18 protein-coding genes are annotated in these 20,052 nt (G+C 59.8%); 10 read left to right on the top strand and 8 right to left on the bottom strand.

The annotated features are described in order from the left end of the window. Positions 1-75: hypothetical protein (locus ACIQY3_RS24915; RefSeq protein ID WP_403024994.1), on the top strand; the 75-nt coding region annotated here is incomplete at its 5' end. 3 nt (positions 76-78) lie between these two features. Then, positions 79-1,068, top strand: a complete 990-nt coding sequence (locus ACIQY3_RS24920; protein ID WP_054050209.1) for a sulfate/molybdate ABC transporter ATP-binding protein — start codon at positions 79-81, stop codon at positions 1,066-1,068. Positions 1,069-1,158: 90 nt separating this feature from the next. Here ACIQY3_RS24920 and ACIQY3_RS24925 read toward each other — a convergent pair whose 3' ends face one another. Further along, positions 1,159-1,677 (bottom strand): DUF962 domain-containing protein, encoded by a 519-nt coding sequence (locus tag ACIQY3_RS24925; RefSeq protein WP_403024933.1) that lies wholly within the window; start codon positions 1,675-1,677, stop codon positions 1,159-1,161. Positions 1,678-1,761: 84 nt separating this feature from the next. On the opposite strand from ACIQY3_RS24925, the gene ACIQY3_RS24930 reads away from it, so the two are divergent. The 4 genes from ACIQY3_RS24930 (at position 1,762) to ACIQY3_RS24945 (ending at position 4,586) form a co-directional block, all read left to right on the top strand. Continuing rightward, positions 1,762-2,448 carry a Crp/Fnr family transcriptional regulator gene (locus ACIQY3_RS24930; RefSeq protein WP_403024936.1) on the top strand — a complete coding sequence of 229 codons (687 nt, stop codon included), beginning with the start codon at positions 1,762-1,764 and terminating at the stop codon, positions 2,446-2,448. Positions 2,449-2,634: 186 nt separating this feature from the next. Beyond that, the gene (locus tag ACIQY3_RS24935; RefSeq protein ID WP_054616574.1) at positions 2,635-3,000 is read left to right on the top strand and encodes a response regulator; all 366 of its coding nucleotides are present in this window, start codon (positions 2,635-2,637) and stop codon (positions 2,998-3,000) included. A gap of 112 nt (positions 3,001-3,112) precedes the next feature. Continuing rightward, positions 3,113-3,361 carry a helix-turn-helix domain-containing protein gene (locus tag ACIQY3_RS24940; protein WP_403024940.1) on the top strand — a complete coding sequence of 83 codons (249 nt, stop codon included), beginning with the start codon at positions 3,113-3,115 and terminating at the stop codon, positions 3,359-3,361. After that, positions 3,354-4,586 carry a type II toxin-antitoxin system HipA family toxin gene (locus tag ACIQY3_RS24945; protein ID WP_403024942.1) on the top strand — a complete coding sequence of 411 codons (1,233 nt, stop codon included), beginning with the start codon at positions 3,354-3,356 and terminating at the stop codon, positions 4,584-4,586. Before ACIQY3_RS24940 ends, ACIQY3_RS24945 begins: the two co-directional genes overlap by 8 nt. Before the next feature lie 80 nt (positions 4,587-4,666). On the opposite strand, the gene ACIQY3_RS24950 is transcribed toward ACIQY3_RS24945, so the two are convergent. Next, on the bottom strand, positions 4,667-5,671 hold the full coding sequence (locus ACIQY3_RS24950; protein ID WP_403024945.1) for an AraC family transcriptional regulator: 1,005 nt from the start codon (positions 5,669-5,671) through the stop codon (positions 4,667-4,669). 100 nt (positions 5,672-5,771) lie between these two features. Here ACIQY3_RS24950 and ACIQY3_RS24955 point away from each other — a divergent pair, with 100 nt between their 5' ends. Beyond that, the gene (locus ACIQY3_RS24955) at positions 5,772-6,845 is read left to right on the top strand and encodes a fatty acid desaturase (RefSeq protein ID WP_403024968.1); all 1,074 of its coding nucleotides are present in this window, start codon (positions 5,772-5,774) and stop codon (positions 6,843-6,845) included. 46 nt (positions 6,846-6,891) lie between these two features. Here ACIQY3_RS24955 and ACIQY3_RS24960 read toward each other — a convergent pair whose 3' ends face one another. Genes ACIQY3_RS24960 through ACIQY3_RS24970 form a run of 3 tightly spaced genes read right to left on the bottom strand, consistent with a single transcriptional unit; the run spans position 6,892 to position 10,927 of the window. After that, positions 6,892-8,502, bottom strand: a complete 1,611-nt coding sequence (locus ACIQY3_RS24960) for an arylsulfatase (protein ID WP_403024971.1) — start codon at positions 8,500-8,502, stop codon at positions 6,892-6,894. A 14-nt stretch (positions 8,503-8,516) separates the two neighbouring features. Beyond that, positions 8,517-9,332, bottom strand: a complete 816-nt coding sequence (locus tag ACIQY3_RS24965) for an ABC transporter ATP-binding protein (protein ID WP_403024974.1) — start codon at positions 9,330-9,332, stop codon at positions 8,517-8,519. Further along, positions 9,329-10,927, bottom strand: a complete 1,599-nt coding sequence (locus ACIQY3_RS24970; RefSeq protein WP_403024977.1) for an ABC transporter permease — start codon at positions 10,925-10,927, stop codon at positions 9,329-9,331. The genes ACIQY3_RS24965 and ACIQY3_RS24970 overlap by 4 nt, the downstream gene beginning before the upstream one ends. 399 nt (positions 10,928-11,326) lie before the next feature. On the opposite strand from ACIQY3_RS24970, the gene ACIQY3_RS24975 reads away from it, so the two are divergent. After that, positions 11,327-12,340 carry an ABC transporter substrate-binding protein gene (locus ACIQY3_RS24975; protein ID WP_403024980.1) on the top strand — a complete coding sequence of 338 codons (1,014 nt, stop codon included), beginning with the start codon at positions 11,327-11,329 and terminating at the stop codon, positions 12,338-12,340. A 123-nt stretch (positions 12,341-12,463) separates the two neighbouring features. Here the strand turns inward: ACIQY3_RS24975 and ACIQY3_RS24980 are convergent, their stop codons facing one another. Further along, positions 12,464-13,384, bottom strand: a complete 921-nt coding sequence (locus ACIQY3_RS24980) for a LysR family transcriptional regulator (protein ID WP_054047883.1) — start codon at positions 13,382-13,384, stop codon at positions 12,464-12,466. A gap of 184 nt (positions 13,385-13,568) precedes the next feature. On the opposite strand from ACIQY3_RS24980, the gene ACIQY3_RS24985 reads away from it, so the two are divergent. Next, on the top strand, positions 13,569-14,474 hold the full coding sequence (locus tag ACIQY3_RS24985) for a TauD/TfdA dioxygenase family protein (RefSeq protein ID WP_403024983.1): 906 nt from the start codon (positions 13,569-13,571) through the stop codon (positions 14,472-14,474). A 110-nt stretch (positions 14,475-14,584) separates the two neighbouring features. Here ACIQY3_RS24985 and ACIQY3_RS24990 read toward each other — a convergent pair whose 3' ends face one another. Both ACIQY3_RS24990 and ACIQY3_RS24995 read right to left on the bottom strand, forming a co-directional pair. Beyond that, complete coding sequence (locus ACIQY3_RS24990) at positions 14,585-16,201, bottom strand: alkaline phosphatase family protein (protein ID WP_403024986.1); 1,617 nt, start codon at positions 16,199-16,201, stop codon at positions 14,585-14,587. A gap of 189 nt (positions 16,202-16,390) precedes the next feature. After that, positions 16,391-17,335, bottom strand: a complete 945-nt coding sequence (locus ACIQY3_RS24995; RefSeq protein ID WP_403024989.1) for a LysR family transcriptional regulator — start codon at positions 17,333-17,335, stop codon at positions 16,391-16,393. A gap of 165 nt (positions 17,336-17,500) precedes the next feature. Between ACIQY3_RS24995 and ACIQY3_RS25000 the strand changes: the two genes are divergently transcribed. Beyond that, on the top strand, positions 17,501-19,852 hold the full coding sequence (locus ACIQY3_RS25000) for a TonB-dependent receptor (RefSeq protein WP_403024992.1): 2,352 nt from the start codon (positions 17,501-17,503) through the stop codon (positions 19,850-19,852). Positions 19,853-20,052 lie beyond the last annotated feature (200 nt).

Raw genomic sequence — 20,052 nt, forward strand, 5'->3', positions numbered from 1 at the left:
CTCTTCATCCTGCTGCTGAAGCAGTGGAGCGAAAACCGTATTAACCGCCTGCGCGCCAGCGCCGCGGAGGAATAATTCATGTCGATCGAAGTGCGTAACGTCAGCAAGAATTTCAACGCGTTCAAGGCCCTGAACGACATCAGCCTGGATATCCACAGCGGCGAACTTGTGGCGCTGCTCGGCCCGTCCGGCTGCGGCAAGACCACGCTGCTGCGGATCATCGCCGGCCTGGAAACCCCGGACCAGGGCAACATCGTGTTCCACGGTGAAGACGTTTCCGGCCACGACGTGCGTGATCGCAACGTCGGCTTCGTGTTCCAGCACTACGCCTTGTTCCGCCACATGACGGTGTTCGACAACGTCGCGTTCGGCCTGCGGATGAAGCCGAAAAACCAGCGCCCGAGCGAAAGCCAGATCGCGGTAAAAGTCCACGAACTGCTGAACATGGTGCAACTGGATTGGCTGTCGGATCGCTACCCGGAGCAACTGTCCGGCGGCCAGCGTCAGCGGATTGCCTTGGCCCGCGCATTGGCGGTGGAGCCGAAAGTGTTGCTGCTGGATGAACCCTTCGGTGCTCTCGACGCCAAGGTCCGCAAGGAACTGCGTCGCTGGTTGGCGCGGTTGCACGAAGACATCAACCTGACTTCCGTGTTCGTGACCCACGACCAGGAAGAAGCGATGGAAGTCGCGGACCGCATCGTGGTGATGAACAAAGGTGTGATCGAGCAGATCGGTTCACCGGGCGACGTCTACGAAAACCCGGCCAGCGATTTCGTTTATCACTTCCTCGGCGATTCGAACCGTCTGCACTTGGGCGACGACAATCACGTGCTGTTCCGCCCGCACGAAGTGTCGCTGTCGCGGCATGAGCTGGAGGATCACCACGCGGCTGAAGTGCGGGATATCCGGCCGCTGGGCGCCACCACACGGGTGACGTTGAAGGTGGAAGGGCAGAGCGAATTGATCGAAGCCGAAGTGGTGAAGGATCACGACAGCCTGGTTGGTTTGGCCAAGGGCGAGACATTGTTCTTCAAGCCCAAGGTTTGGCAGAAAGTCGCCAACATCTAAAGCAAAAGCTTCGCGAGCAAGCCCGCTCCCACATTGGATCTGTGTCGTACACAACTCCCCTGTGAGAGCGGGCTTGCCCGCGAAGGCGTCCTACGCCGCGGCGCGATTCGGATTAATTCTCACCCCGCCAACCCGCGCCTCAATCTGCTCCTTGAGGTCCCGCCGCAACCCCAGCAAAAACGCCAACTCCGCCACCACAAACAACGGCCCGACAATCAACCCCGTCACATCATCGACAAACGCCGGTTTGCGCCCTTCGTAGTGATGGCCGACAAACTGAATCGCCCAGCCAATCACGAACATCCCCACGCCGCTGCTCAGCCAGACCATCGTGCTTTGCTGCGCGAGCAGTTGACCCGCCCAAATGCAAAGACCCAGCAACACCGTCATCAGCACCCCGAGGCGCAGTTCCAGGCGCAGGTAAAACCACGCCGACGCCAACGCCACCAACACCGCTGGCGAAACCCAGCCGCCGGCCCATTGCGGCCGCGACAGCAAAACCGCCACCGCCACCACAATCAGCGGAATGCCGATAAAGTGGCTGACGATATTGCGCGGGTCACGGTGGTAGGCGGCGTATTGACTGAGATGGTCAACGAGGCTTTTCATTGTTGTTCCTCCTGTAGGGTGACTGATCATGCCCCGGGTACAGTGTTCGCTCTGTCAGCCAGGCGACAATCTCTAGGAGAGTTAATGGATATGCAGGTCTGGCGTCCACGCCTGATGAGTGGGCAGTGGTTCAGTCATTTACCCGTTTCCCTACAGGATAGTCTGCTGGCGCTGGCCCGGGTGCGACGTTTGACGGCGGGTCAACGCCTGTTCAAACGCGGCGATCCGCCGTGCGGGTTGTACGCGGTGCTGGAAGGCACTGTGCGCATCGGTGCGGTGAGCGAGCAGGGCAAGGAGGCGTTGCTGAGCCTGGTGGAGCCACCGCACTGGTTCGGCGAAATCTGCCTGTTCGACGGTCAGCCGCGAACCCACGATGCGTTTGGCGCCGGCCTGTGCACCCTGTTGCATATTCCGCAGTCGGCGCTGCTGAAACTGCTCGATGAACAGCCGGTGTACTGGCGGCAACTGGCGCTGCTGATGAGCCACAAACTGCGCCTGACCTTCATCAACCTCGAACAGCTCAGCCTGATGCCGGCCCCGGCCCGCCTGGCCCATCGCCTGCTGATGATTGCCGAAGGCTACGGCGAAATCGACCCGCCACGCCGAGTGCTGCAACTGCCCCAGGAGCAATTGGCGTCGATGCTGTCCCTGTCGCGCCAGACCACCAACCAAATGCTCAAGGAGTTGCAGGGGCAAGGGATCATCGGATTGGGCTACGGCGAAATCGAAATTCTGGATGCCGAGCGGTTACGAGCGCTCGCCACAATCTAACCGCAACCACCGAACCCTGTGGGAGCGGGCTTGCTCGCGAAGGCGTCGTATCAGCCACCCTAAATGCTGACTGACACTGCGCCTTCGCGAGCAAGCCTGCTCCCACAGGGGGAATATGTTGAAGTTTGTGATGGGCAACCCGCCCAAACGCGCCTAGCCTGTATTCCTGAATAATCGAGGTGTGCCATGCGTGTCCTGTTAGTGGAAGACGAACCCGAAATCGCCAAACGTCTGGCCAACGGCCTGAGCGAAGCGAGCTATTCGGTGGATGTGGCGCTCAACGGCATGGACGGCCGCCGCTTCATCGAGTCCGGCGAATACGACCTGATCATCCTCGACGTCATGCTCCCGGGCCTCAACGGCTGGCAGCTGCAGCAACAAATCCGCAAGCTCGGCGAAACCCCGGTGCTGTTCCTCACCACCAAGGACGGCATCGAAGATCGCCTGCGTGGATTGGAGCTGCATGAGGACGACTACCTGCTCAAACCGTTTGCCGTGAGTGAGCTGGTGGCGCGGGTGCGCAAGTTGTTGCGGCGGGATCGGGGGCGGTGATTTCTAGAGACTGATCAAAAAACGAGCTGGACTTCGTGATAGAACTGCACTAAATACAATGCATATTTGCAGTTTATGCAATTTTGCACTGTATACGATGCAGGTTTTATGAATGGAAAACCTTGGTGAACTGATTCGAACATTGCGCAAAGAGAGAAAACTCTCTCAGCAGGCGCTGGCGCAACAATACGGAATGAGCCGTGCGACGATCTCGGGTATCGAAAACAACACCCTCTCTGAAATTGGTATTCGCAAGGTTGAGGCCATTCTCAATGGCTTCGGGTACGAACTCACAGCCGTGCCTAGACAATCCTCGCGTCCGACTCTGGACACCCTGAAAAAGGTGAACTTCCATGGTTGATTCGCGGGATAACGACAGGCTCCACATCAGCGTTGCCGACACCAGCGTAGGGACCTTGGGCCGCAGTTATTCTCGCGGTGATTCAGTTTTCACCTACGCCGACGACGTGCTTGAAAAAAACGCCGTATCGCTGACGATGCCGGCTCGCCTCGAAAGCTATCAATGGGAACGAGGTGTCCCGCCGATTTTTGAAATGAACTTGCCGGAAGGTGCCCTGCGCGAAGAGCTGATTCGTCGCTTCAGCAAAGCGGTTCGCGGGTTTGACGACTTCTCGATGCTGCCAATCGTCGGCCCGCATCAGCTCGGGCGAGTGGGGATTGCAAGCTCGCAAGAAGCAAACAACCGACAGCCTGAAACCAGCCTCGCAGACCTTCTTGTGCATGACGGTGCGCAAGGTTTGTTCGAGGACTTGTTGCACACCTACGGTCAGTACTCGGGTGTCTCCGGCGTCCAGCCAAAGGTGCTTGTGCGTGACAGTGCAACCACTGCTGACCGGCTTACCCATCGCGGAGCGACGCACCTGGTTAAGGCATTTCGCCCGGAGGAATATCCCGAGCTTGCGGCCAACGAATACTTCTGTATGCGGGCCGCGTTGCATTCCGGGCTGGAGGTACCGGAATTCGAACTGAGCGAGCACGGTAAATTTTTGGTGGTTAAACGCTTCGATCTGAATGACAAAGGCTATCTGGGCTTTGAGGATTTCTGTGTGCTCAATGCCTGGCCTTCCAAGGCCAAATACGACGGTTCATACGAAGGCGCCGCGAAGCAAATAAAGGGATTCGTTTCTCCATTGCTGCTCAACCAGGCACTGGAGTCATTTTTCAAAATCGTTGCGTTGTCATCCGGTCTGAAAAACGGTGACGCGCACCTGAAAAACTTCGGTGTGTTGTATGAACACTGTGGCGACGATGCACAGATCAGCCTTGCCCCGGCCTATGACATCGTCACGACGTCGGTCTACATCAAGACAGATAGCATGGCATTGCTGTTGGGCGGTTCGAAGGCTTGGCCAAAATACAAAATGCTGATGCGCTTTGGTCGTTCGGCCTGCAACCTGACGGAAGGCCGCTGCAATGAACTGCTGCAACAAGTCGTCCATGGGATAGACATGGCGATGGGCGAGATGGCTGATTACATCAAGGCCAATAGCGGTTTCGCCGAGGTTGGCGGAGCGATGATGGATCAGTGGAAATCAGGTGTAGCCCGCAGCCTGATTAAAGGTTGATGGTTTTGTGTTGGGTTGACGGACGCCTTCGCGAGCAAGCTCGCGAAGGGGTCAGCCCAGGCAATACATTTCCAGGTTCGTCAACGCAACCCATCCCGAAACTGCCCCGGCGTCATCCCGGTCCAGCGTTTGAACGCGCGGCTGAAGCTGCTCGTGTCCGCAAACCCCAGCAAATAGCTGATCTCACTCAACGAGCACAGCGGATCGCGCAGGTGCAGCAGCGCCAGGTTTTCGCGGCTTTCGTTGAGCAGCGTATCGAAGCGACAGCCCTCGTCCGCCAGGTGCCGTTGCAGGCTGCGCAGGCTCAGGTGCAGGGCCTGGGCGATGCGTTCGGCGCTGGGTTCGCCTTCGGGCAGTTGTTCTTCAATCGCGTCACGGACCTTGCGTTCCCAGGTCAGCGGTTTGAGCTGGGCCAGGGTGCGCTTGAGCACCGTTTCGTTGTGTTCGGCCAGTTCCGGGTTGGCGTCGTCGAGGTGGCTGTCGAAATCCACCAGGGCGAACTCCAATCGATCTTCGTCGGCAGCGAAATACACCGGTGAGCGGAAGACTTTGTGCCACTGGTGCGGGTCCGCCGGTTCCGGCCGGCGCAAGTACACCGCCAGTGGGGCGTAGTCGCGACCCAGGCGATTGCGGCAAGTGCGCACGTAGATCGCGGCAAAGGCATCGATGGCTTCGAAGGCCGGGGCCGGGCTGCCGGGCGGGACTTTCAGGCGAAAACGGTAGCGATCCTCGGTGCGGGTCAATTCCAGTTCCAGGGCATCGCTGACCACCTGGTGATAGCGCACGATCCGTTCGAACACTTCCCGCAGACTGCCGCTGGCCACCAGGGCATAACCGAGCGCGTGAAACGTGGTCGGGCTGACAAAACGCGACACCCGCAAGCCGATCGCCGGGTCGCCGCTGACCTGCACGGCGATTTCCCACAGGCGCGTGGTACTGGACAACGGATAACGGGCGTTAGGGTCGTCCATCAACTGCGGGTCAAGCCCCGCCTGTTGGCACAGGGCGGTGCTGTCGAGGCCCAACGCATCGAGTTGCTTGCGCAGGGCGCGGGTCCAGCTGGCGAGGGAGGTCGGTTCAGTCATGCTGATTGGCGCTTCCGGTCAACAGGTTGGCGTTCACGGCTACTACCCTGGAATGCATCACAAGGCAGGATGTGACCATCAATAACCAGAGGATGGAAGCATGGACGGTACTTCTGCAAGTCCCCAGCGACTGAATGCAGCTCAACGATCAGCCCATATTCGCGAAGTGGTGCTGGCCAGAGGCGTTGAACTGCGAAAAAACTACCCGATTCTCAACCATCAGGACGCCTTGGGCGCGGGCATTCTGGCCTTTGCGCTGGCCGGAATGATCGGTTCGGCGGCGCTCTACATCACCGGGCACATGGCCTGGTGGGTGTGCCTGTTGCTCAACGCGTTTTTCGCTTCGTTGACCCACGAACTGGAACACGACCTGATCCACAGCATGTATTTCCGCAAACAGCGGCTGCCGCACAACCTGATGATGGGCCTGGTGTGGCTGGCACGGCCGAGCACCATCAATCCGTGGATTCGTCGGCATCTGCACCTCAATCATCACAAGGTGTCCGGCACTGAAACCGACATGGAAGAACGGGCTATCACCAACGGCGAACCCTGGGGCATCGCGCGGTTGCTGATGGTCGGCGATAACGTGATGTCAGCGTTTATCCGCATGCTCCGGGCGAAAACCTGGGCGCATAAATTCAGCATCATCAAGCGCACGCTGAAGGTGTATGCACCGCTGGCGTTGGTGCATTGGGGGGCGTGGTATGTGTTTCTCGGCTTCCACGCGGCCAATGGCATCGCGGCTTTGCTGGGCGCGCCGATCGAATGGTCAGCGACCACCTTGTCGGTGATGCAAGTGATCGATATCGCGGCAGTGGTGATCATCGGGCCGAACGTATTGCGCACGTTTTGCCTGCACTTTGTCAGCTCGAACATGCACTACTACGGTGACGTCGAACTGGGCAACGTGATCCAGCAAACCCAGGTGCTGAACCCATGGTGGATGTGGCCGATGCAGGCGTTCTGCTTTAACTTCGGCAGCAGCCACGGGATTCATCATTTTGTGGTGAAAGAACCGTTTTACATCCGCCAGATGACCGTGCCGGTGGCGCATAAGGTCATGCGCGAGATGGGGGTTCGGTTCAATGATTTCGGGACGTTTGGGCGGGCGAATCGGTTTGTGCGCAAGGAAGAAGTTCAGGGCCAACCGGTAGAGGGTGTGCGGGTCTGATGGCCTCTTCGCGGGCTTGCTCGCGAAAACGGTCGTTCAGTCACCCTCAATCCGGCTGAAACGGCGACTCACTCAATATCACCCCGGTCTCATCCACATACTTCTGCCAATGCTCGATCAGCGCCGTAAGTTTGTCTGGCTGCAAAAGCGCCAAATCATGAATCTCCCCCGGATCACTCCCCAGGTCATACAACTGCCAGGTCGCCGGCCCCACCGGCCCAGGGATGTAAACCGCTTTCCACTGCCCCTGCCGAATTGCCCGCCGTCCAAACAGCTCCCACCCGGTCACCGTGTGTTCGTCATGCACCTGCGCTGTTTCACCAGACAGAAACCCCAGCCACGATTTGCCGCGCAGTTCCGCGACGTCCTTGCCCCGCCAACGCTTGCCCGGATGCCGCACGCCGGCCAGGTCGAGAATCGTCGGCGTTATGTCCATCACCGTGCCAAATCCATGGCTGATCTGGCCCTTGAGCGACAACTGTGGGTAATGCACCAGCGCTGGCACACGAATCCCGCCTTCGGTGGTGAAGGCCTTGAACAGCCGTGACGGCGCGGTCGCGACCTGAGCCCAGCTCGGTCCGTACCAGACGTAGGAGTTGGCGCGGCCGATGTTGTCCAGGCTGTTGTCGTAATGCTGGTTCAGATAAGTCAGCAGCTCCGGACCGAATTTCGGAAAGGCTTCCAACAGCGCGCCTTCGGCGCCGTTATCGGACATGAACAGAATGAACGTATTGTCCAATTGCCCCTGCTTGCGCAGGTAGTCGACGACACGACCGATGTTCCAGTCCATGCGCTCGACCATCGCCGCGTAAACCTCCATGGCCCGCGCGGACACCTGCCGTTGTTCGTCGCTCAAGGCGTCCCATTGCGCGTTGAGTTGAATCAGCGGATGAGGTTCGACATCCGCATCGATCAAGCCAAGGGATTTGAGTTTTTCCAGGCGTTCAAGGCGCAGCACTTCGGGACCGGCGTCATAGCGCCCGCGATATCTTTCGACCACATCGGCCGGCGCCTGCAACGGCCAGTGCGGCGCGGAAAACGGCAGATAGGCAAAGAACGGCCGCGTCTGATCGCGCTCCTTGAGGTACTGCAGCAGCTTGTCGCCAAAGGCATCGGAGGAATAGAAATCCTTCGGCAGTTCATCGATGAAGGTGTCGTCTTCGATGTACAACGCCGGGGTGGACTTCAGCAGCCCCGGCGTCTGTTCGTCGTAAGTCGGCTCAAAACCATAGTGGTTAGCCGCCCCCGGCAGCAGCGAAAACGAACGCTCGAAACCCCGTGCGTGCGGCGCCAGTTCGGCGGTCAGGCCCAAGTGCCATTTACCGCTCATCAACGTCTGGTAACCGGCCTCGCGCAGCAGTTCCGGCAGCGCCACCACGCGGTCGTTGAGATGTCCCTCGTAACCCGGTTTGCCGATCAGCTCCGGGGTCAGCGCTTCGGCCATGGTGCCGATGCCGGCGATGTGGTGGTCGGTGCCGGTGAGCAACATCGAACGGGTCGGCGAGCAGGTCGGTGCGGTGTGGAAATCGGTCAGACGCAGGCCGTTGTTGGCCAAGGCATCGAGGTTCGGCGTGGCGATTTCGCCGCCGAACGCGCCGATATCGGAAAAGCCCAGGTCATCGGCCAGGATCACCAGAAAGTTGGGACGTTGCGGCATCAAAAGTCTCCTGTTCAGCAGGCAATGAAGGACAGCGGCAGGTCGCGGATCTGCACCGGCACGGCGGGTTGGTAATGGTCGTCGCTGGTCAGTTCGTGGAGCAGTTCTTCGCGCAATTGGTGGAAGTCGAAACTGCTGCGCTGGCGCGGATGGGGCAGGGCGATGTCGACCACTTGCTTGATCCTTCCGGGACGCGGCTCCATCACCACCACGCGGTCGGCGAGGAAGATTGCTTCCTCGACATCGTGGGTGACCAGGATTGTGGTGATCTTGGCCCGACTGCGAATCGCCAACAGCTCATCCTGCATCTGCTGGCGGGTCAGGGCATCGAGGGCGCCGAAGGGTTCGTCCAGCAGCAGAATCCGTGGGCTGGCGACCAAGCCGCGAGCGATCGCCACCCGTTGCGCCATGCCGCCGGAGAGTTGGTGCGGGTAGGCGCGGGTGAAATCGCTGAGGCCGACCAGTTCGATGAAATCATTCACATGTTTTTGCTTTTGCTCGGCACTCAGCGCTTCGTTGACCAGGCCCAAGCCGATGTTGTCGGCCACCGTCAGCCACGGGAACAAACGGTGTTCCTGAAACACAATGCCGCGCTCGCCACCGATGCCGGTGACCGCTTTGCCGTCCACGGTGATCTGTCCGCGAAACTGCGTATCGAGCCCCACCAACAGCCGCAGCAAGGTGGATTTTCCACAGCCGCTGGAGCCGACGATGGCGACGAATTCACCCTCGGCAATGTCCAAATTGAATTCGCGAATCGCCTCCAGTTCAAAGCCATCGACGTCGAAGGATTTGCCCACGTGGTTGAAGCTGACAATGGGTGCGTTCATGCGTGTCTCCAGCGGGTCGCGCGGATTTCCAGGCGGTGGCCAATAAGGTTGAGCAGGGCGCCGGTCAGGCCCACCAGGAGCATGCCGGCCATGATCAGGTCCATGCGCAGCAGTTGCTGGGCGCCGATCATCTGGCTGCCGATGCCGCCGTTGGACGGCATGAAATATTCGGCACCGATGGTGCCGAGCCAGGCATAGATCAGGCTCAGGCGCAGGCCGGCGAAAATTCCCGGCGCGGCGCCCGGCAAGACCAAGCGGCGCAGGCGTTGGCCGAGGTTCAGGCGCAGCACTTGCGCGGCTTCGTTGAGTTGCGGTGAGAGGTTGGCGACGCTGCGTTGGGTGGCGATGAACAGTGGGAAAAACGCGGCGAGGGCGACGAACACCCACTTGGCCAATTCCCCGAGGCCGAACCACGCGGTAAGCAGCGGCACCCAGGCGAAAATCGCAATCTGGCGGATCGCGGCGAGAGTCGGGCCGAGTACCCGTTCACTGGTGCGCGACAAACCCAGCAGCAAGCCCAACGCAAACCCGAGGCCACCGCCCAGCAACAGGCCGCCGAGGGTGCGGCCCAGGCTCAGGGCCATGCCGCCAATCAAGGTGCCATCGAGCAAGCCGTGCCAGGTGGTTTTCAAAACAGTCAGCGGACTGACCAGAATATTGGCGTCGATCCATTGCTGATCCGAAGTCACTTGCCACAGCGCCAGCAGTGCCAATGGCAGCAGCCAGGGTTGCACGCGTTGCCAGCCTTCATAACGCGGGCCTCGGCGAATCTCGGCGGTGGCCGGGTGCGGCCAGTGCACCAGTTTTTTGTCGAGCAGACCGATGCCGCGATCCATGGCCACGCCGATAAAACCAATCACCACGATGACCACGAAGACGATGTCGAGCATGAACAACTGTCGCGCCCAGACCATCAGGTAACCGATGCCTTCGCTGGAAGCCAACAGTTCCACCGCCAGCAGCGACGTCCAACCGGCCGCCAGGGCCAGCCGTACACCGGCCATGAACGCCGGCAGCGCGGCAGGCAATATCAGACGACGGATCAACAATCGGGTGGGCAGTCGCAGCACGGCGGCAGCCTCTCGCAGCTTGGGTTGCGCGTCGCGCACGCCGACCAGGGTGTGCAAGGTGACTGGCACCACAATGGCCTTGACCAGCACCACCAGTTTCAACACTTCGCCAATGCCGAAAAACACCATGAACAACGGAATCCAGGCCAGGGTCGGGACTTGCGCCAACCCGGCGAAGGTCGGGAACACCAAGCGCTCCAGGCGCCGACTGAAACCCAGCGTCGCGCCCAACATGGCACCCGCGCTAACCCCGGCCAGCAAACCCCAGAACAAGCGTTGCAGGCTGATCCACAGATGACTCCACAACTCGCCCTGGGACAGTTCGACGGCGCTGCTCCAGACCAGCGATGGCGCTGGCAGGATTTGCTCGCTCATCCAATGATTGCGGCTGGCCAGCCACCAGAGGGCGAACAGGCTGACGGGTAGCAACCAAGGCAGCAGTCGCTGGCTCAGGCTTGGCCAGAGGCGCTGGCCGTTGAGCGGCGGCGCGAGCAGCGGCAGGCTGAGAAGGGAAACACGGGCCATGGATGACCTCCGTTGTCGGGTTGCAAAACTGGCCTGCCCCTGTGGGAGCCGGCTTGCTCGCAAAAGCACAGCACATCCAATATTAATGGCGACGGACGCACCGCTTTCGCGAGCAAGCCCGCTCCCACAGGGATTTTAGGTGTATGCAAATTTGATCTATAAAAATTCAAATCAATACTATTGAGAGATAAGCCAAGCCATTTAAGGCCTACAGCCCACACGCATCCAATGCATTCGAAGAATATTTTCGATGCTGTTTATGCATACCCGCCCAAGAGCCCCGTCCTGACTGGCATAGATCAAAAAGATATAAAAATGTGAATTTATAGTATTTAAGCGCTGGCTCCGATTCAGCCTACGTTCTGCTCCTCAACGCCGTCGCCACCAGGAGCAGCACCCATGAATCGTCCCTTCAAACGTGTCATCAGTCTGTTCGCCATTCCGGCGCTGGCGGGGTTGTTGGCGCTCACTGCCCACGCCGATGAACTCAAGGAAATCCGCATCGCCGTGCCCGACCTCAGCGCCGGTACCCAACACAGTGGCGGCGGCATCGCGGATGTCTTGCGCGACCAGCAAATCTACGAAAAAGCCTTCGCCGATCAGGGCATCAAGATTCAGTGGAGCTTCTTCAAGGGCGCCGGTCCCGTGATCAACGAAGCATTTGCCAATGGTCAGGTGGACCTGGCTTATCTCGGCGATCTCGCGGCAATCATCGGTAAGTCCAACGGTTTGGATACGCGGCTGCTCAGCGCCTCCGCACGGGGCGTGAAACAGTATCTGGGCGTGGTGCCTGGCTCGGGGATCAAGACGCTACAAGACTTAAAAGGCAAACGCGTGGCGATTTTCCGTGGCACCGCCACGCAGCTGTCCTTCGACGCAGCGCTGGCCAGCCAAGGGTTGAGCGAGAAGGACGTGAAGGTGATCAACCTCGACTTCAACGGCGCAGTCGCGGCCCTGGCGGCCAAGCAGATCGATGCGTCCTGGGGCAGCTCCGGGCTGACGGCGTTGCAAGCCAAGGGGCTGGCCGAGTTGCCGCTGAACACCAAGGATCTGGGGGGCGCGGGTAGTGTGCAGGCGGTGTTGGTCGGCACCGGCAAGTTTGTCGACGAGCACCCTGATGTCGTCGCGAAATTGCTGAAGGCCCAGCAGCAAGCGGTGGAGTGGCTGACTCAGGACAGCAACAAGGATGCGTACATTCAACTGGTGTCGGGGCTGGCCAGTTACCCGGCGGTGATTCTTCAGCAGGACTTGAAGGATCAGAAGTTGAGCGAAGTCTTCCCATCGACCCTGGACCCGGTGTTCCTGGGGAAACTGCAGGATGCGGTGGATTTGGCTTCGCAGCAAAAGCTGATTCGTAAGCCGTTCAAGGTGAGGGATTGGGTGGTGCCTGAGTTGGCTGCTGCCAAGCTCTGAATTTTTAGCGCCAGTGCAGGCGCCTTCGCGAGCAAGCCCGCTCCCACATTTGATCTTTAGTGTTCACAAATTATGTGTTCACAGGAGATCCAATGTGGGAGCGGGCTTGCTCGCGAAGGGGCCCTAAACCGCGACAGAGATCTGCTGCTTATCCACTGCCACCAACGTCTCAATCATCGCCCGCGCCGCCGGCGACAGCCGGAACCCGGTGCGACTGACAATCCCGCACCGCGCATTCATGCTTTCAATGTTCTGCGGCAAGTTGCGCCAGTGCAGCAGCACCAGAGAACCCTTGGCAATGTCCTCGACAAACGCCTCTTCCGTGCCGATGCCAATTGCATTCGATTGCAGCACCACTTTCACCAGCGCCGGAAAGTGCTCGGTCTCGATGGTCGGTGAAAAATCCATCCGCCCACTGAGGTTCGCCAACAGTTTGCGAATGCCCGGCGGGATCAGCGTGGTGGCCAGCGGATAGTCGAACATGTCATTGGTAGACAGGCTGTCCTTGACCAGCAGCGGATGCCCTGGCCGGCAAAAAAACACACCGCGCTTAGGCGTCAGGGCCTGGGTCTGGAAGTTCGGGTCGGCCTCGAAATGGCGGATGTCGGCGATGAAGAATTCGATCTCTTCACGGCTTAGTGCGCGGCTGAGTTTTTCCCAGTTATCCACCTGGAAACAGGTCCGTACTTTCGGGTGCGCGTTGATGAATTGCGCGACCGCATCCGGCACCAGTTTCACCGCCGGCGCCGGGCCGCAACCGAAGCGCAATTCACCGGCGTCGAGCTTGGTCATCTGCGTCACTTCAGCGCTGAGCAACGCCGCGCCTTGCACCAACGTCAGGGCGTGTTGCAGCACCACCTGGCCTTCGGGTGTCGGGCGCAAATCCTTGTTGCCACGGTCCACCAGCACACAGCCGAACTCTTGCTCCAGCCCCTGGATACTGCGGCTGAACGCCGGTTGAGTGATGCCCATGGCGTCGGCCGCGCGGACAAAACTGCGGTGCTCATTGAGGGCGATGAAGTAGCGCAACTGGCGAAGATCCATATGCTTTTGCGGCATCCTAAAAATAGCTCGAAGGCATTTGCGACGAAGGTTGCTTGAGGTTTTAAATGCAAGCTCTTATTCCGTCAACGAAGCATGTGAATATCTATTAGACCTAAATTGAATATAGATAGAGCAATGTTTTCGCAGGCGTTCAACCGTCAGCAGTCCGATCGAGGGTCTACCCATGAGCAATGCCGCTTTAGCTGTAAAACCCGCTGTTCACGCGCTTGAAATCCATCCGGTGGCCGGTCGGATCGGCGCCGAAATCCGTGGCGTGAAACTCTCCGGCGAGCTGGATGCGAGCACCGTCGAAGCGATCCAGCAGGCGCTGGTCCAGTACAAAGTCGTGTTCTTCCGCGAGCAGACCCAGCTCGACGACCAGAGCCAGGAAGCCTTCGCGCACTTGCTCGGCGAGCCGGTGGCGCACCCGACCGTGCCAGTGCGCGACGGCACCCGCTACCTGCTGGAACTGGACGGCGCTGAAGGCCAGCGTGCCAACTCCTGGCACACCGACGTGACCTTCGTTGACGCGTACCCAAAAGCTTCGATCCTGCGCTCGGTGGTGGCCCCGGCGTTCGGCGGCGACACCTTCTGGGCTAACACCGCCACGGCCTACAACGAACTGGCGCCGGAACTGCGCGAACTCGCGGACAAACTTACGGCGGTGCACAGCAATGAATACGACTACGCCGGCGCCAAGCCCGACGTGTCGGCGGAGAAGCTGGAGCGCTACCGCAAAATCTTCACTTCCACCGTTTACGAGACCGAACACCCAGTGGTGCGCGTGCACCCGATCAGCGGTGAGAAGAGCTTGCTGCTGGGGCATTTCGTGAAACGCATCAAGGGTTATTCCCAAGCGGATTCGGCGCACCTGTTCGGCTTGTTGCAAAGCCATGTCACCCGTTTGGAAAACACCGTGCGCTGGCGCTGGAAGGCCGGTGATGTGGCGATCTGGGATAACCGTTCGACTCAGCATTACGCGGTGGATGACTACGGGACGCAGGATCGGATTGTTCGCCGGGTGACGTTGAAGGGTGAAGTACCGGTGGGCGTGGCGGGGCAGCGGAGTCAAACCATTAAAGGGGCTTGAAACACGGACCCTGTGGGAGCGGGCTTGCTCGCGAAGAGGGAGTGTCAGTCGATCAAGTGTTGACTGACACACCGCTTTCGCGAGCAAGCCCGCTCCCACATTTGATTGGGTTACCACACCCCGATCTGGACCAGTTTTTCGGTTTCGGGCTCGCCATAACGAAACCGCTGCCCGCGCAAATCAATCTCCTGATGGCTGATGGTCGTGCGCCGCTTCAACCCGCGCACCCACTCGAACAAATACCCCGCATGTTCTTCGCGCACCGCCGCATACGCCGGGTCCGCGCCCAAATCCTGCAACTCCTGTGGATCATTCAGCAGATCAAACAGCTGCGGCCGAAAGCCGTCATACGCCAGGTATTTCCAGCGTACGCTGCGCACCATGGTCATGCGGCAACGGTCGATCGGCTGCGCCAGGCGCTCCCGCGCCGGGGCCTGGAAGGCGTAGTCGTATTCGCTGATTGCGTAGCGGCGCCAATCGGTTTCCACGCCGTGCAGTAGCGGAATCAGTGAGCGTCCTTCGAGACGATGATCAGCGCTCGGCAATCCCAGTGCGTCAAGAAAGGTCGGCAACGCATCGATGGTTTCCACCAGCCGATCATCCACCGATCCACGGGTGATATCCGCCGCCACACGCGGGTCGCGCACGATCAACGGAATTCCCACCGCCGGCTCCAGCAGAAACTCTTTCTCCCCCAGGTAATGGTCGCCCAGGAAGTCGCCGTGATCGCTGGTGAACACAATCAGCGTGTCATCCCAGCGCCCATTGCTTTGCAGAAAATCGAACAACCGCCCGAGCTGATCATCGACCTGTTTGATCAGGCCCATGTAGGTCGGCACCACGTTCAGGCGCACTTCGTCGCGGGAGAAATTCAGGCTTTCTTCATGCTGGCGAAACGCGTGGTACACCGGGTGATCGCTTTCCTCGCCGAGTGCTGCGCGCACCGGTTCAATCACTTGGTCGGCGCCATACAGCGCGTGATACGGCGCCGGGGCGATGTAGGGCCAGTGCGGCTTGATGTACGACAGGTGCAGGCACCACGGCTGCTCGCCTTGCTCGTCGATAAAGTCGATGGCGCGGTCGGTGGTGTAGACGGTTTCAGAATGTTGTTCGGGGACGCGCGCCGGCAAATGAGCGTTGCGCATTTTCCAGCCGCTAAGGATTTCGCCATGTTCGCCTTCGGCCGCGTTGGCCCAGTCGTGCCACGGGTTGCGGCCATCGAAGCCGTGGTCGCGCAAGTAGTGGGTGTAGGGCGCGGATTCGCGTTTATCGTCGAATAGCGGGTCGTCGGGGAAGATGCCGTCATGGCGGAAAAAGGGTTCGAAACCGACCTCGTTCAGCGCTTCGGCTTGATCGCTGGATGGAGCAATGGCAAGGCGTTGCAAGGCATTGAGATTGGGCGTGGCGTGGGTCTTGCCTACCAGCGCGGTGCGGATGCCGTGAGGGCGCAGATAGTCGCCGATGGTCAGTTCTTCCAGGGGCAACGGCACCGCGTTCCAGGCCACTTGATGGCTGCTGACATAGCGCCCGGTGTAGGCCGACATCCGCGACGGTCCGCAGATCGTGCCTTGGGTATAGGCGCGGCTGAAACGCACACCGGCAGCGGCCAGGCGATCGATATTTGGCGTGTGCAGATGCGGGTGGCCGTAGCACGACAGGTAATCGCGACGCAGCTGGTCGCACATGATGTACAGCACGTTGCGCACGGTTTTTTGGGTGTGGGGCATGGGGTTCACCGATCGGAAGACAGGCGAGGGTTTTCGCTGGTGGGGCGGGGGTGAGGCAAGTGCATTTGGGGAATGATGGGTATGCAGGGAGTGCATTGGTGTCTGGTCTGGCCTCTTCGCGAGCAAGCCCGCTCACACAGGGGATTTGTGTGCCCATGTGGGAGCGGGCTTGCTCGCGAAGGCGGCCGATCAGACGGCAAGATTCTCCAGCGAACACACCTCCTCATCCTGCTGATCAATCGCCTTGATCTGCGCAATCATCGCCTCGGCCAGCGGCGACAACCGATACCCTGCGCGGCTGACAATCCCATACCGCGTGTACAACTCCTCAAGATCATCCGCCAACCCATCAATCTTCAAACACACCAACTCACCCCTGGCGAGATGCAGCGCATCTGAATAAGCGCCGACAATCCCGATCGCGTCCGAACGCATCACCACGCTCAACAGGCTGTAGCTGTTTTCGCATTCCACATTCGGCGTGAAATCGGGCCGGCCGCTCAAGTCGACGATGACTTTGCGCAGGTTCGGCGGGCGGATGCTGACGGCCATCGGATAGCTCATCAACTCCGCCGCGCTGACGCTTTCACGGCCCGCCAGTGGATGCCCGGCGCGGCAGCAGAAATGCCATTTGCGCGGGCGCAGGCGTTGGGTCAGGTAGTCCGGGTCCGCTTCGAAATAGCGGGTGTCGGCGACGAAAAATTCAAACTCCTCACTCAGCAGACGCTTGCTCAAGCTCTGCCAATCGTCCACCTGAAACTGCACCCGCGCTTTCGGATAGCGCCCGATGAAGGCGCCGATCGCTCGCGGGATCAATCCCGCCGCTGGCGCCGGGCCGCAACCGAAGCGCAACTCGCCGGCCTCCAGGCCATTGAACTGGCTGATCTCGTTGGCCATCTGCTGCGCGCCGCTGACCAGTCGCCGAGCATGTTCGAGCAACACCTGGCCTTGTTTGGTCGGCGCCAGGTCCTTGCGGCCACGATCCACCAACTGGCAACCGACGCTGTGTTCCAGCGCCTGGATGCTGCGGCTGAAGGCGGATTGCGAGAGGTTCACCGCCTGCGCGCCCGCGACGAAACTGCGCTGGTCGGCGAGGGCGATGAAGTGTCTGAGCTGGCGCAAATCGATATGCATTTTTCACATAAAAAATATCGGGCAAATGCATTGGATATGCATTAGGTCGACTCCTTATAAAGGCAATCTCTTATGCAGTAAATCTTTGTAAAAACATAAATAAATAACTTTAAAGAATATGCAGTGCGAAAAGTCGTTGCGTGTTTTTTGACCAGGAGCCGCCCCATGAGTCCGTTGAACCTTGCGTCACCCTTATCGCCCCGACGGCTCAAACGCCTGCCCCTGGCCCTGTTGCTGGCGGGAAGCGCCCAGGCTTATGCGGCCGACACCGTGACTCCGGAAGCGGCTCCCGCCGGCAAGACCACAGCGGACAGTTCGCAACTCGAAACCGTGACCGTTACCACCCGCCGTCGTGAGGAGAGTTCGCAAGACGTGCCGACGCCAATGAGCGTGGTCAGCGGCCAGGCCCTGGAAACCCAACGGGTCTATCGCATTCAGGATCTGCAACAACTGGTGCCCAGCGTCAACGTTGCCTACATGCATGCGCGCCAGTCCAGCGTGTCAATCCGCGGCCTCGGCAACAACCCGGCCAGCGATGGCCTGGAGGGCAGCGTCGGGCTCTACATCGACAACGTTTATCTCGGGCGGCCGGGCATGGCGGTGTTCGACCTGATGGACATCGAACAACTCGAAGTCCTGCGCGGTCCGCAAGGCACGCTGTTCGGCAAGAACACCACCGCTGGCGTGATTAACATCAGCACCCGCGCGCCGTCGTTTACCCCGGAACGCAGCATCGAAACTTCGGTTGGCGAGGACGGTTACTTCCAGACCAAGGGCACGATTTCCGGCCCGTTGAATGACGAACTCGCCGGGCGTTTTTCTGCCTATCGCACCCGCAGCGACGGCGACATCAAGAATGAATTCAACGGCCATGATTTGAACGGCGGCTCCCGCGACGGCTTCCGTGGGCAATTGCTGTACAAGCCCAACGAGTCGTTCAACCTGCGCTGGATCGGCGATTACAACGAAGAGGATTCCAGCGCCGGCACTCGCGTGCTGTACAACACCGGGCCGACCATCAACGGCGTCAACCTCTACTCGGCGCGGGCCGCTGCAGCTGGCGCGACGCTGGTCAACGGTTCCCATCGCAAGGTCAATCTGGACAACGACCAGCACGTCACGGTGCATCAGGGCGGCACATCGCTGGAGGCCAACTGGACCTTGCCGAACGACTTTACCCTGACGTCGGTCAGTTCCTATCGCTGGTGGAATTTCACCCCGCGCAACGACGACGGTTTGAACGTTCCGGCGAGCTACAACGCCGGGGTTTCGGTCGAGGATAAGCAGTACTCCCAGGAATTCCGCCTGGCCTCGCCCAAGGGCGAGTTCTTCGATTACGTGCTCGGCGCCTATTACTTCGGCTCGGACCTGGACAACAAATCCTTCTCCTATTACGGCCCGCAAGCGGACATCTGGAACGGCACGCCACGGGGCGCACTGGCCAACGTCGACAGCGTCGGCAACGGCCATATCGAAACCAACAGCTTTGCGCTATTCGCCCAAGGCACTTGGCACCTCACCCCGCGCCTGGACTTCACCGCCGGGGTCCGTGGCACCTATGAAGAGAAAAACGCCTGGGTGACGCGTGATGCTCCGGTCGGTGGTGCGGCAGTGACCGGTGCAGCGGCCACGGCGCGACGCGGTCGCACCGGCGCCTACGATTCCGGCGATCTGAATCAGTACAGCTCCAGCCCTTCGGGTTTGTTGAACCTCAGCTACCGCTTCACCGACGATTTGCTCGGCTACGCGACCCTGTCCCACGGCGAGAAGTCCGGCGGCGTGAACCTCGTCGTAGGCTCCGCGCCCACCGCTGGTGCCGACTCACTGCTGATCGGCACCGAGCGCGCCAACAACGCCGAACTCGGCTTCAAAAGCACCCTGTGGGACCGTCGCCTGCAACTCAACGCCAACGTGTTCTGGACCCAGGTCAACGCCTACCAGACCAACGCCTACGACGACGTCAACCGCGTGCAATACCTGACCAACGCCGGCTCCGTGCGCTCTCGCGGCGTGGAAGTCGAAAGTACGATCATCCCGTTGCGCGGCTTGACCCTGAACCTCAACGGCTCGTTCAACGACGTCAGCTACCTCTCCTATAAAGATGCCCCGTGCCCGCCGGAAGTCAGCTTGCGCCCCGGCGCGCCGGCCTCTTGCGACCTGAGCGGCCACCAGGTGGTCGGCGCGTCGAAATGGATCGGCAACGCCAACGGCGAATACAAATGGAACCTGAGCAACGGCTTCGAAGAGTACGTCACCGCCAGTTATGCGTTCCGTTCCAAAGCCGTGGGCACGGTGGAGGATTCCGATTACGGGCAGATCCCTAGTTATGCCGTGGTCAACTTATCCACAGGCCTGCGCGGCGACTTCAATCAGGGTCAATGGGATGTGTCGCTGTGGTTGAAAAACGCCTTCGACAAGACCTATTACACAACGCTATGGACGGGCGGCAACGGTGGGTATGAAGGATTGCTCGGCACGCCTCGGACCTTGGGCCTGACAGGGCGCTATGACTTCTGATTCGTGTTGTAGCTGACGCAATATTTTGAAATGGGAAACGTCGGACTGAGCTTGGAGATCCGTCCTACATCTATCCATTTTCTGGCTTGTTAACGTGCGCGCCAATTTCGCGTGCACAGACCAGGGACGGTTTGGATATCGCGCTTTATTTCCTATTTGCTTAAGGATAAGCGTATGTTCCGACCGGCCAATACGGCGCA

Origin of the sequence: Pseudomonas sp. NPDC096950 (genome assembly GCF_044762525.1) — a bacterium.
Taxonomy (GTDB): domain Bacteria; phylum Pseudomonadota; class Gammaproteobacteria; order Pseudomonadales; family Pseudomonadaceae; genus Aquipseudomonas.

Bases quoted from the DNA above. Each gene is read 5' to 3' on its own strand.
- ACIQY3_RS24925 (WP_403024933.1), bottom strand. From the start codon at position 1,677: ATGAAAAGCCTCGTTGACCATCTCAGTCAATACGCCGCCTACCACCGT.
- ACIQY3_RS24965 (WP_403024974.1), bottom strand. From the start codon at position 9,332: ATGAACGCACCCATTGTCAGCTTCAACCACGTGGGCAAATCCTTCGAC.
- ACIQY3_RS24950 (WP_403024945.1), bottom strand. From the start codon at position 5,671: ATGACTGAACCGACCTCCCTCGCCAGCTGGACCCGCGCCCTGCGCAAG.
- ACIQY3_RS24940 (WP_403024940.1), top strand. From the start codon at position 3,113: ATGGAAAACCTTGGTGAACTGATTCGAACATTGCGCAAAGAGAGAAAA.
- ACIQY3_RS24990 (WP_403024986.1), bottom strand. From the start codon at position 16,201: ATGCCCCACACCCAAAAAACCGTGCGCAACGTGCTGTACATCATGTGC.
- ACIQY3_RS24985 (WP_403024983.1), top strand. From the start codon at position 13,569: ATGAGCAATGCCGCTTTAGCTGTAAAACCCGCTGTTCACGCGCTTGAA.
- ACIQY3_RS24955 (WP_403024968.1), top strand. From the start codon at position 5,772: ATGGACGGTACTTCTGCAAGTCCCCAGCGACTGAATGCAGCTCAACGA.
- ACIQY3_RS24970 (WP_403024977.1), bottom strand. From the start codon at position 10,927: ATGGCCCGTGTTTCCCTTCTCAGCCTGCCGCTGCTCGCGCCGCCGCTC.
- ACIQY3_RS24960 (WP_403024971.1), bottom strand. From the start codon at position 8,502: ATGCCGCAACGTCCCAACTTTCTGGTGATCCTGGCCGATGACCTGGGC.
- ACIQY3_RS24945 (WP_403024942.1), top strand. From the start codon at position 3,354: ATGGTTGATTCGCGGGATAACGACAGGCTCCACATCAGCGTTGCCGAC.
- ACIQY3_RS24920 (WP_054050209.1), top strand. From the start codon at position 79: ATGTCGATCGAAGTGCGTAACGTCAGCAAGAATTTCAACGCGTTCAAG.
- ACIQY3_RS24995 (WP_403024989.1), bottom strand. From the start codon at position 17,335: ATGCATATCGATTTGCGCCAGCTCAGACACTTCATCGCCCTCGCCGAC.
- ACIQY3_RS24935 (WP_054616574.1), top strand. From the start codon at position 2,635: ATGCGTGTCCTGTTAGTGGAAGACGAACCCGAAATCGCCAAACGTCTG.
- ACIQY3_RS24930 (WP_403024936.1), top strand. From the start codon at position 1,762: ATGGATATGCAGGTCTGGCGTCCACGCCTGATGAGTGGGCAGTGGTTC.
- ACIQY3_RS24980 (WP_054047883.1), bottom strand. From the start codon at position 13,384: ATGGATCTTCGCCAGTTGCGCTACTTCATCGCCCTCAATGAGCACCGC.
- ACIQY3_RS25000 (WP_403024992.1), top strand. From the start codon at position 17,501: ATGAGTCCGTTGAACCTTGCGTCACCCTTATCGCCCCGACGGCTCAAA.
- ACIQY3_RS24975 (WP_403024980.1), top strand. From the start codon at position 11,327: ATGAATCGTCCCTTCAAACGTGTCATCAGTCTGTTCGCCATTCCGGCG.